Annotated in this window: 6 protein-coding genes; 1 reads left to right on the forward strand and 5 read right to left on the reverse strand. The window is 32.1% G+C overall.

Annotated elements, in window-relative coordinates:
- Window positions 1-28 precede the first annotated feature (28 nt).
- The 5 genes from pglX (AB1282_RS23780) to AB1282_RS23800 form a co-directional block, all read right to left on the reverse strand.
- The gene (gene pglX, locus AB1282_RS23780) at window positions 29-3,592 is read right to left on the reverse strand and encodes a BREX-1 system adenine-specific DNA-methyltransferase PglX (protein WP_429900722.1); all 3,564 of its coding nucleotides are present in this window, start codon (window positions 3,590-3,592) and stop codon (window positions 29-31) included.
- A 69-nt stretch (window positions 3,593-3,661) separates the two neighbouring features.
- The gene (gene pglX, locus AB1282_RS23785) at window positions 3,662-7,252 is read right to left on the reverse strand and encodes a BREX-1 system adenine-specific DNA-methyltransferase PglX (protein ID WP_429900724.1); all 3,591 of its coding nucleotides are present in this window, start codon (window positions 7,250-7,252) and stop codon (window positions 3,662-3,664) included.
- Between the two features lie 55 nt (window positions 7,253-7,307).
- Complete coding sequence (gene brxC / locus AB1282_RS23790; protein ID WP_429900726.1) at window positions 7,308-10,883, reverse strand: BREX system P-loop protein BrxC; 3,576 nt, start codon at window positions 10,881-10,883, stop codon at window positions 7,308-7,310.
- A 16-nt stretch (window positions 10,884-10,899) separates the two neighbouring features.
- Entirely contained in the window at window positions 10,900-11,493 is a 594-nt protein-coding gene (locus AB1282_RS23795) for a DUF1788 domain-containing protein (protein ID WP_429900728.1), read from the reverse strand.
- The gene (locus AB1282_RS23800) at window positions 11,490-12,098 is read right to left on the reverse strand and encodes a DUF1819 family protein (RefSeq protein WP_429900730.1); all 609 of its coding nucleotides are present in this window, start codon (window positions 12,096-12,098) and stop codon (window positions 11,490-11,492) included. The genes AB1282_RS23795 and AB1282_RS23800 overlap by 4 nt, the downstream gene beginning before the upstream one ends.
- A gap of 640 nt (window positions 12,099-12,738) precedes the next feature.
- On the opposite strand from AB1282_RS23800, the gene AB1282_RS23805 reads away from it, so the two are divergent.
- Window positions 12,739-13,104 (forward strand): hypothetical protein, encoded by a 366-nt coding sequence (locus tag AB1282_RS23805; protein WP_429900731.1) that lies wholly within the window; start codon window positions 12,739-12,741, stop codon window positions 13,102-13,104.
- Window positions 13,105-13,309 lie beyond the last annotated feature (205 nt).

The following is a 13,309-nucleotide window of genomic DNA, read 5'->3' on the forward strand; positions in this document are numbered from 1 at the left end:
TTGGCTAAACCATTTTTAATTGTACGACTTACAATTTAATTGGTGATAGTAGATTCGCCTTCAACGGCTTCTTCCCTTCACCTTGAGGTACTTCAACATTTTGAAACTTCATATAGTTTACCTTTACTCCATCATCTAAATCAATGCTAATACGTTGATTAGCAACATGTGCAATTACTTGGTCATACTCTCTACATTCTAATAATTGCTTCTGAATCTTTTCTTTTTTCTTCTTCGCATCTGTCTTATCACGAGCAGATACATTTGATGTACTTATCATTTCTTGACGAATCATCTCAGCTTCATACTTACGTTGTAGCATATGTAAATAATCCGTCCTAACCTTCGCTACCATGCTTTCATCATAACGATGCATGTAAATCAATGCTTTAAATCCATCCTGCTTGCCACTTTCAAACAACCAATAAATTGGGCGTTTTTGATATGTTTGCACATGATCTTTGTAGAAATCTTTCATAAAATAACGACGAATCGACTGACGTGATGTTTCATTCCCTTTACGACCTAACGCTTCAGCAATAAAATCAAGATTCTCTTCCAATGTCTCTTCACTGAATGTCATGCGCACAAAATTAATAAATCGACTGACAATATCATCTTCAAAATACTCATCATCTGTAATCGGAATCATGTTATCAATATCAATTTTGAATGTAACATACTTAGTTTCATCAAACTCCCCTCCAGCAAACACTAAACCTCGTTGATCAAGAGAGTATCGACCAAACATACATCCAACTGCATAGGAGATGAAAGATTTCAAATCACGTAATTGCTCGGCTTTTCGTACGGTCACTTCTTTATATTCCACTTCAGGTATTAATTCATTTTGCAAACCATACAAATCAATGAAAATACGATTTAACTCTTCTTCATTGATTTTCAATCGATTGAAACGTTTTTCTGCCTCTTTAGACCAAGTGTTGTATGAAGTTTTAATCGAATTTTGACCTTCTTGGTAAGTAAGAAATGGATGTTGTTCAAAATCCCATGAAGTTTCGAAAGAATTCCAATCGAATTTAGATATTTCAATATTTTCATTTACAATTGATTCAATTTGGACTTTTTCTACATTCCCTGTTTCAACATATGGTATTGCCAACATATTTCCTGGCTTAAAATGATAGGTTGAAGTGATCAGTTTTTCAAACATACTAATAGTTTTTGCGTTCAACAAACCCATGAAATATTTAATATCACTTTTAGGTAAAAACAACATATTTCCCACATCACTAAAAAACATTCCCTCTTTAGAGTATCTTACTGATAATGCGAGACTAGTTATATCACTCCAAGTAATCCCTTCCTTTAATTGATAACTTAAATTTCTCGGGTAAGATTTTGGTTTACCATTTTCATCTTTAAAATTTTTCAAAGCATAACCATTTTCTTCCCAATCAATTACATATTCATTGTTCCCATACCATTTACGATACGGACCACCTTTATTAATAGGTATCCATTTGATACTAAGCTGATTTAAAATACAATCCTCTTTTAACTCAAATGAAATATCCATAGAACACACTTCAAACCACAATTTTAAAAATCTATCTGTATCCCCAGATCCAATTCCTACTTTTGCCTCTCCAGCTTCAGAAATTTTCTTTTTACTGTGAAAGATTTGTAAAACCTGTTTACTTGCCCAATAAGCAATAGGGGAGCCCGGGATGTCAGAGAACCCATCTTGAGTAGTAATAAAATAGTGCTCTTTATTAAAGAATTCTTTTGCTTTTTCTTCAGCATTATTAATATCTGTCAACCGAATATATATGGTTTTGTAGTTATTAGTTTTTACTTTGCGTAATACAAATGTTGTATTCTGCACTACTTCCCCACCAATTTCTGCGAATGCTCGTGTACCTAAGTGAATCATATTGATGATTTCTTCTTCTTGAATCAATTTTGCACGTAATTTTTCATAGGAAGATAAAAACATCCAAGAATGTTGGTTAATCGTGGCTGTATAGTAGTATTCTTTAGTATAATTTTTAGTTACGTCCATAAATACTGCAAACAAATCAGCCTTAGCATCCGTATAATATTTCTTCACATAGTTAGTTAACTTTGGATTCATTCCCTTACTTCCCATATATGGTGGGTTTGTTGTTACAATTTCATATTTTTCACTCATTATTCTTGCTTGTTTAATAATAGTAGGAATTCTTTCTAGTAAAACATCTCTGTGCTGAAGATAAAATATATCTCCTATTTCCTCATTTTCATGAATTTCTTCCATTCTTCTTTCTAAAAATTCAAGATCAACTGCATTCACTTTTAGTATAGAACCATATTCTTTCGCATTTTCAAATGTTTTAATGAGATACACAACTTCTTCTCGATTTAAGACATCTCCTATAAAATAATCAATCGCTTCTTGAGATATTCCATTACTTTCCTGGATAGCAACTAAATTGGTTTCTATTGTTTGTTTAAAAATACGACGGTTATAACTACGTGCTTTCATCATAACTGCGAAATATGCTAATTGTGCTGCACGATCATCAATATCAAGACCATATAAATTCTTTTCAATGATTAATTTAGGAATATCACGCTCAGAATATCCTGCATCTTTGTAAATTTGATACAATACATCAAAAGCATAGACAAGGATATGTCCAGAACCCATGCAAGGATCTAATACCTTTATATCTTCAGGACTCAATTCTTTGTTTTTCAGCTTTTCTAATTGTTCCTGCACTTCTGTCTCTTGCTCTGCTTCTTCAAGGTAATATTTCCATTGCTGCTGTAGTTCTTCATTCGGATGTGCTTCTAGCCATAAACGTCCTAATGAGTTTTCAACCATATATTGTACAATCCATTTTGGAGTAAATAATTGAGTAGCTGCTGGAATGTTTTCTTTTGTGATTTTCTTATTTTTCTTTAAATCAGCAAATACTTTATCTTTTTTCTCAGAGATATAGTATTGATACAACCAACCAATAATTTCTACTTGCTCTGTCCAGCCTTCTTCTGGGATCATTGTAACTAAATCACGTACTACAGATCCTTCTTGAAGTAAGTTATCAGGTAACAATAATTCTGAGTAATTCTCAATCTTTTCAAACATGTATGGTAGTATATCATTTAGCTTATTACATTGTTTTACTATTATGTACTTGAATAATTCTTCTGAATTGTTTTCATCTTGTAAACGATATACAAGTTCAATATCTAATTCTAAGTCATCTGCAACATTTGTTACTTCTTGAATAACATCGGGTTCAATTTTCCCTTCTTGTTGAGAAGATAGGACACGAATGCCAATTGGTAAATATTCATTCACTTCCATGAAACGTATGGCAATAAAGCGGTTAAACCATGTATAAGCTACCTCTTCTACTACCTGTTCATAACCTTTTTCACGAATCTTTGCGACTAATGTATCGTATTGTTTCTTTTGATTTTTGTTAAATAATCGCTCTCCAATACGAAAGCCATCTTGATATATTTCAGGTTCTTTAATTTCATCTTTTGTTATGCCTAATTCATATGCCTTTTGCATGACATTTCCCATTAACTTCACGCGTGCAGAGATGGCGAAGTTTTTAATTGCCAATTTATTCATGCATTGTCCTCCCAAATGATTTACTGTTAATAGAATAAAAAAACTATTAACAGCAAATATTATTCTGAGTTAAAGTTTAATTTGGGAAAGTAAGTTCGCCTTCAACGGCTTCTTCCCTTCACTTTGTGGCACTTCAACACCTTGAAACTTCATATAGTTTACTTTTACGCCCGCATCTATATCAATACTTATTCGTTGATTCGCAACGTGTGCAATCACTTGATCATACTCTCTACATTCTAACAATTGCTTCTGAAGTTTTTCTTTCTTCTTCTTCGCTTCTGTTTTCTCACGAGGTGAAACATCCGAATCAATAATGGCATCTTGACGATTCATCTCAGCCTCATACTTACCTTGTAACTGATGGAGGTAATCAGTACGTACCTTTGCAACTGTACTTGCATCATAACGATGCATATATATTAATGCTTTAAAACCATCTTGTTTCCCACTTTCAAATAACCAATATATTGGACGTTTTTGATACGTTTGCACATGATCCTTATAGAAATCCTTTAAGAAATAACGACGAATTGCCTGTCTTGACGTTTCATTTTCTTTACGTTCCAATGCCTCAGCAATGAAATCAAGATTTGCTTCTAAAGTTACCTCACTAAACGTCACCTTCAAAAACTCCACAAAACGACTTACCATATCGTCTTCAAAATACTCATCATCTGTAATTGGTATTATATTATCAATGTCAACTTTGTAAGTCTCATACTTTCGTGAATCAAACTCTCCACCTGCAAATATTAAACCCTCTTGGTCGATTGAGTAACGACCAAACATACAACCTAGTGCATAAGAGATGAAAGACTTAATATCTCGTTCTTTATTAGCTTTTCGTATGGATACTTCTTTATTTTCCACTTCAGGTATCATCTCATCTTGCAACCCATATAAGTCAATAAAAATACGATTAATTTCTTCTTCATTCGCCTTCAACTGATTAAATCGTTCTGTGGCAACCACAGACCATTCATTAAATGTTTCCTCAATAGAAGAACTTCCATCACGATAAGTAATAAAGGGATGTTCCGCAAAGTCCCAAGACGCCTCGAATGCGTCCCAATCAGTTTTAGCCAAGTTAATATTTAATGCGGCCAACTGTATTAAATGGTTGTTATCAACATTTAAAATAATTGGTATTTTCTTAACGGCAACTAAATTAAAATCTAGTGTTGGTGCTAAAATATTCAAAAAAACTCTAATTACATTAGAATTCAACAAAGATAATAATAAATAATAATCTATATCTTTATTTTCCGTTTTGAATAACATAGGTCCCTTAGTATCAAAAATAAATCCTTTTTCACTATATCTGAATGATGTTTCCCCCGAAGTTAGTGCAGACCAAGTAATTCCAGGTTTAAAATAATACTCTTTACTTTTCAATCGCACGTTTGATCCTTGAGGAAGTTTAGACGTGAATTCTATCATCTCTTCACCATCATTTTTCCAATTGACTACATAATGATTATTACCGTACCATTTTCTATAAGCTCCACCCTTGTTATAAGGAAACCATTTTTTACCACTTTGTCTAGCTTGATCCCTGTTTACCATATTTAATCCTACATTATCTGTACCAACCTCATACCAAAAACGTAAAAATCTAGGATTATCTGATGTAGCCATCCCTTGTCTAGGCAAAACTTTACTATCTAACACATCTGCAAAATTAAATATATGCATAACTTGTTCACTTGCCCAATAAGCAATAGGCAGATCATCTATTAATTGAAAACTATCCTGCTTACCTCTATAAATTCCCAAGTCATTAAAGAACCAACTTTCTTTTTGCTCTAAGGAATCAACTGCACCTTGTTTTTTAAACAACCTTCTGAATGTTGATATATAATCCTTTGTACTAACATTTCTTAATACAAAAGCAACTGTTCCAAAATCCGATCCAAAAACCCCTCTACCTAGATGAAGCATGTTATAAAAAGTAGTATGTCTTAATAGTTGCTCTCTTAATTTTTTATATGTAGACAAAAACATCCACGATGGAATATTGAGCATCGAAATATATCCATCTCTCTTTGTGAAATTAACACATTTCTCCATAAACATTGTACTAAAATCCGTTTTTGTATTAGGATAGTGTTTTTTTCCATAATTAACTAACATTGATGACATTCCACTATTCCCCATATAAGGGGGGTTAGTAACAACTACATCAAACTCAAAGCTCATTATTTTTGCTTGTTTAAGCAAAAATGGAATTCGTTCTAAAATCAAGTCCCTATACTCCAAAAAGAACATATTTTCAACGCTTTCTTCTTCACGAATTTCTTCTAAGCGCTGCCCAATAGCCTCGAGATCAAATGTCTTTACATCAAGAATTGATCCATATTCTTTTGCATCCTTAAATACTTCAAGCAAATATTCCAAATCTCCATGATGAGCTGCTTTTTTCATTTCTAAAGTATCTTTATGGATAAAATAATCGATAGCATCTTTTGGAATTCCATTACTCTCTTGAATTGCCACTAAATTAGTTTCAATTTTATGTCTAAAAAATCGACGATTATAGCTTCTTCCTTTCATCATTAATGCAAAATAGGCTAATTGTGCAGCACGGTCATCTATATCAAGTCCAAACAAGTTCTTTTCAATGATTAACTTAGGAATATCACGTTCTGAATATCCTGCTTCTTTGTAGATTTGATACAATACATCAAATGCATAAACAAGGATATGTCCAGAACCCATGCAAGGATCTAATACCTTTATATCTTCAGGACTCCAATTTTGAGTCTTCTGTTGTTCTAGTTGCATTTGAACTTCGGACTCTTGCTCTGCCTCCTCAAGATAGTACTTCCACTCTGCTTTTAATTCTTCATTTGGATGAGATTCTAGCCATAGGCGCCCTAGTGAATTCTCAACCATATATTTTACAATCCACTTTGGTGTAAATAATTGCGTTGCAGCTGGGATGTTCTCTTTTGTGATTTTTTTATTTTTCTTTAAATCAGCAAACACTTCATCTTTTTTGTCAGAGATATAGTATTGATATAACCAACCAATAATTTCTACTTGCTCTGTCCAATCTTCTTCTGGAATCATTGTAACTAAATCACGTATGACTGAACCTTCTTGGAGTAATATCTCCGGTAACAATAATTCTGTATAATCCTCAATCTTTTCAAACATATATGGAAGAATTTCGTTTAGCTTATTGCATTGTTTTACTAATATGTACTTAAATAATTCTTCTGTATTGTTTTCATCTTGTAGACGATATACAAACTCAATGTCTAATTCTAAATCAGCTGTAATATTTGTTACTTCTTGAATAACATCGGGTTCAATTTTCCCTTCTTGTTGGGAAGATAATATGCGAACACCAGTCGGTAAGTAATCATTTACTTCCATAAAACGAATGGCAATAAAACGGTTAAACCATGTATAAGCAACTTCTTCCACTACTTGTTCATAGCCTTTTTCAATAATCTTTGCGATTAAAATATCGTATTGTTTCCTTTGATTTTTGTTAAATAATCGTTCTCCAATACGAAAGCCATCTTGATATATTTCAGGTTCTTTAATTTCATCTTTTGTTATGCCTAATTCATATGCCTTTTGCATGACATTTCCCATTAACTTTACACGTGTTGACGTCGCAAAGTTTTTAATTGCTGATTTATCCATCACGTAACTTCCCTTTGACTTTGGATTTTGAAAGAAAAGGGAGAAGTGTCTCCCTTTAGATTAGCTTGATAACTTTGTTCTCTTCTAATTTTGCTTCAAGCTTTTGACGAATATTATCAATAATTTTTTCAACATCGTCTTTTGATTTAATCTCTATTGTACCTGTAAGCAAACTACGCATACTAATATTTACGGTTTCTTTTAATGGTACAACAATAACGGGTGTTGTTTTATCATCGTCGTCTACTATATCTGGTTCAATCACTCGTGGCTTACTTCTTTCTTCTTCCAATGTAAATTCATTGAACAATCTAGTTTTAATACGATCACTTTCTTCTTTCATTGCAATTACTTGTGAGAACTCATTGGCAATTTCTAATTTTTCCAAAAGATTATCGAAAGCAACTTTTACTTTAGCGACAAATTTGTCTTTAAACTCATACTTCTCAAGTTCCTCCATTACTGTAGAGAAATCTCCTTTAATAATGTCACGAACGGGTTCAGATTCTTTTTCAAGTAATTCTGTATATTTTTCAACAAATTTGTTAACCAAAGCAGGTAACTTATGAATATCTGAATATGGCTCTGCTTTATTCAAAATAACTTTCATATCTTTTATTATCGTTCTTGCTTCTTGATCAGTTACATATGTTTGACTCTGTTCAAAAATAACTTCTTTTTCTTTTGCTTTATCATAGGTTTCTTTTTGATCTTTAAAGAAGCTTTTTACAACACCCACATCTTCTCCATAATCAAGGAAGTTGTCTCCTTCTTCTTTGAGTTTTGAATAGAATGTTGCAGTATCTTGAATAGGTAGTATCGTTTTAAATGCTTCTAACCCATTTTCTAATACTTGTTTTCCAGGATAATATCTCTTATATTGATAATTTACTAAAAGAGATTCTACTGCACTCTTTTCTTCACGAACTAAATCTTTTAAACGATTCATTAATCCATCTTCATCATTAGGTAAAGAAGAAATACCAAACACCTCTTTACAAATGCCTTTAGCTAAATTAATTAATGTATTTGAGATACGTTCACGCAGTTTGACAATCACTCTGTCAACTTGGTCACGTTTAGTTAAATAATTGATAAGATTTTTATCTGTAGGTGATAACATCTCACTTGCTAATTCGAGTTTGATTTCTTGGACCTTTAAAAGCTTAATTAGGATAGCTATAATATCAAGTTCATTCCATCCATAGGGTTCTTTACCAAATTGTGTTGTGATGAGTTTCACTGTTAGTTGTTGTTTACGTTCTTTTGCACGATTGATGAAACTATTTACTGCTTGAATTGCTAAGTGATTTGGTTCTTCATTAGCCACTTCTAATGACATTTGAACAGTTTTTTCATCCAACAATGCCTGCAATTCTCTAGGTGATTCCATAAACGACTTTACATAATTCAACTTGTTATAAAGGGAATCTATTAATAATTTAAATCCATCATTGATTTTTTCAATTGGATTCTTCTCTTTTGCTTCTTGTAATGTACCATTCACATATACATGCGCCTGACGAAGAGCTTCTTGTAACTGAACCGTTAAACGATGTTTACGTTCTGTTACTTCACGTCCTTTTCGGGATTTAATATCCTCAATAGTGGCAGATGATACTGTCCCACCTTTCTGCTTTAGGTAAGCTTGAATCTTCATGATTTCTTCCATTTCTTCTAAGTAAGAAGTATCAGGAGGAAGATGAATAATAACGTTCTTTTCTCTTGTAGACATTGAACGTAATTCTGACGTGTTCAAGTCACTACCGTTATCAAAATATGGTGTTAATATTTTCAGTCCAATCTCATTATTTTGTTGTCCACGAGTTCGGTCATCAATAATCGAATTGAATCCAAAATTATAACGTTTTGAATATCGATATCTCTTATCTGTAAGTATTGATTCGAAAATCTCCTCACCGATTTTTTGAATCAATTCACCGGAATCAATACTCATATTTTTGATTTCACGATTTACATCTTGTTCGTCATTTGTTAAAAAAATATACTCATCACCATTTTTTTGGACTAATGTTTCTTTCACAAGACGATTTAGCGATTTTTCAATTTCCTTTTTCAAGTCAATTTTATCTTCATCAATATGTTTAACCATTAGGGTTGCAATGTTTTCTAATGTAGATGGAACTTCTTTAACATACTTGATTAAGAATAATAGTTTTAATATTTCAACATCATCTGCATTTAAGCGTTCATTGATTTCAGCATGGATAATTACTGTACGGATTGCAGCATCTAAGAATGAATAGACTGTATCAAAGAAAGAAGCTACTGGGACTAACGAACCTACTACTTTGTCTGAATATCTCATTGCTGTTTCTTGGAATGCTGCTAGTAGCGAACGTTCTCCTTCAGATAAACTTTTTCCTGAAGCACCATGTGTACGGATACCATTAAAAATATGTTGTAATAAATTAAATTGATACGGCATGAATGGATATATGTCTACAAAATCATCTTCACTCTTGAACATTTTCATTTCAGCTGTATTATTTGAGAATGTAATTAAGTTCTTTAAGATAGAGCTCTTTTCTTTATAAAGCAATTCAAGTGTTTTCCTTGCGACGCCTGTTTTTTCAAGGATACGCTTTTTGATAACTTCATCGACATTTGCACTTGATAAGCTTAGACGAGTGTTAAAACGTCCTGTGATTTTAGAGAAGTCATTCCCTTTTACTTTTGTAACAGCATCAATGTCTTGTTGACTCGTGACAATGACCCACACTTTTCCTGCACATTGGACTCCTAATTCTTCAACGACTGTTTGGAGATTTAACATTAACTGAGAGTTATCACCAATATATTGTCCAATCTCATCGACTAAAAAGATGACATGGTGGTTCCTACCCTTGCTTTCCACATATTCTCGAACTTTTTGAGCAAAACGATCTACACTTAATGAATAATTCTCTTCTGCTTTGTTATACCAATTTCGTGCTGCTTCTTCACTCATTTTAGTTGTCTCAGCAAGAGCACCTACTACCCCGTCTTCTTCATAGTATATATCATATCGAGCTTCTTCCCATGAAGAACCAGATAACTCTTCAAATTTTGTTTTAAAGGCATCATATGTATTGTCCTTTACCATTTGTCGCTCTAATTCCGCAATCCATGGAATTGAGCCACAAAATCCTTGCATTTCATTGAATACTTTATTAAATACATTAACGATAGCATCTTTTTGATTCTTTGAGTCTGATTCACTCTTTGCATCAATATTAAAGAGAATTACATCACTTGTAACATCTCCTGCTTGCTTCATATTCGCGAGCACCATCGGATCACTGATTTTTTCTCTGAAGAAATCGATTGCTTTCTTAGTTTCTTGATCAATCATTACTGTTTTGTTTTCTAATAAATAAGAAAGGATTTTTAGGAAGTGAGATTTACCAGAACCGAAGAACCCAGATATCCAGACACCCATTTTATCAGTGTGTCCTACAATACCGTTTTGATATGAAGAATAAAAATCACCAATATGTCGTAATAATTCTTTCGTTACAACATATTCATCTAATTCCTGTGCAATATTTTCTTCATCTGCTTGACCTACTTTAATAACACCTTTAATGTCACGATCAATTGGCTTAACAAACATCTCTTTTAAAAACATATCCTAACCCTCTCCTTTAAAATCCTTTATACTTATCTATTAATTGAAATGCCCGATAATAGTTATCATCTTTTATCTCATTAAATAAAACTAGTTCTTGTCCATCATATGAACCAGGAAAAAACATAATGACAGGAACTGAATCAACTGCACTATGTAAATTATTTAATATTGTATGCGAACGAATAATTGGATAAACCTTACCAATCCCTGTAAGAAACACAACATCATTTTTTTGTACACTCTGCGATATATACTCAACAACTAAATCGCCATTTAAGGTTAATCGTAATGCTTTCTTTGTTGCATTGAGTACAAAATCGCTTCCACGTTTTTGTTCCATATCAAAGTTTTTCTGTAAATAACCTTTATTATCTAATATCTCTAATACTATTTCGTATAAATCAAACTCGCGAATATATATCGTTGAATTTGAGGTATTAATTCGTTGCTTTAAATAGCCAATATATTCACGAACCTTCATTTCTTCCTGCGGATCGTAATCAAAAATGTAATAGCCAATTTCATTTCCTAATCCTTTACTTTCACGAAATGAAGGATCTGAAATTTTATCTTTAATTTGATCTAATCGTGCTTGAATACTTATCATGCTGTTTCACCTACTAATAAATGAACGAAATGTTCATCACCAAATTCCTTTAAATGATTTTTTACATCTTCATTAAAGAATGGTACTTCGATTTCTCTTTCGTCTTTCTGATTCTTCAAAATGCCCACTTCAAATAAAATTCGTATATATACTTGTTGAAGCTTATAAAACGTATAGTCTTGCCACCTGCTCACTACTTCAGATTCCTCACGTTTTCTATGGAAAAAGATATTGAAATCTTTATCAGTTAACAGATAATCCTTCAAAGTGCGTTTGTCTTTTATAACCTCATCCAGAAATTCGAAAAACAATCGATCAGTTTTTAAAACTGAATATAAAACAAGTAATTTACTTGTTTCTACGTCAGCTTCAGCAATTTGTTGGATTAAATAATCATCTAATTTTTCCAATCGTCCTATCACTGTTGATGCAATTTCTTTTTTTCTAGCTTCTGTATTCACTTGAAAAATATTTTCATTAATTACTAGATCTTTTAATTGAGCTATACTAATACCTTTATTTACAAGAGATGCAGCCTTTTTCATCTCAAAAAAGAACAAAGGTCTAGACTTAATTGTTGAACGATATTTCAAATCTTTTACCATTATTTAACATTCCTTTGGTCCAGTTTTTTAATTATGTTTATTTTAGCATTTTCTTACTAAATTTGAAAATTCAACTGACTTTTTTCGGAAAATTATTCTAATTAAGATTTAAAATATTAGCTTAAAGTATATTAAATTTTAGGTATAGCAAATATTAATAACCCATTATTAGTAATTGATTTGTTTAGCATACCAGGACTCCTTATCAAATTTCTGCATAGGTCAAACTAAGGATGTCCTGTACTGCATCGATTTCAAAGAATTTAGCATTAACTGATCGTGTAGTGCATGAAGCATTGAATAGTACTTTAACACAGGTGAAAAGAAACCCACACCAAATTAATATCTTATAATATAAAAATTACTCGATTGCTTTTTGGGGATTTAGTTAATACATTATTAGTAAAAAAAGTATTTTTTAATGAACGAAATTATATTCGAGTTAAGAAAATGGTCCAACTGATTATGTTGAAGTACTTTTTCCGATTAATGCTAAAACTTATAACTTTAATGAAGTAGCAAACTTTTATACAAATATCCAACTCGGATCTCAATCAATTTTTCGATTTACTGTTACAACTTTTATGACTTCTTCTTTTATTATTTTAAGTATTATTTCATTATCGCGGCCTTTTTTACGATGAAAGATATATTTGTTCATTTAGACGGTGCATTAAAAAAGTTGGTGATTGTATATAACTGGATATTTAATGAGCGATTTTTATTTAAAAAACATAAAAATGATAATGTTGAGGACTTGAGAGAGCAAATTAATATCATCTTACATCGAGCGGAACGAGCAATTCTCTCTCAGAAACAAAGTGCACGTGAAATTACACACCAAATTCGAACACCACTAATGTCCATTCTGCAAAGAGTAGATTACTTTCATATGTATGGTTTCATAATGAAAAAGAGAGAGGAAATGTTGAACATTATTGAATCACGAGTTGACCGAATCACTTTTATCCTTTATGTAATATCCCTCAAAAAATGGATTCACTGATCGAAGATAATCGTCTGTTGAATCAAAAATTCATATCTTAGTAACAAATCGGAGAGTGGAAATACCAAAGATGAAATCAAAAAGATTTTTGAACATTCTTATCGAGCAAAATCATTTTTCTTATTTTTTGTAGCTCAATGCCTCCGTAACCTCCTCTTCACTATGCTCATCAGGGAATGAATAGCCAATGAGGAGAAATTTCTTT

Origin of the sequence: Gottfriedia sp. S16(2024) (genome assembly GCF_050473765.1) — a bacterium.
Lineage (GTDB): Bacteria > Bacillota > Bacilli > Bacillales > Bacillaceae_G > Gottfriedia.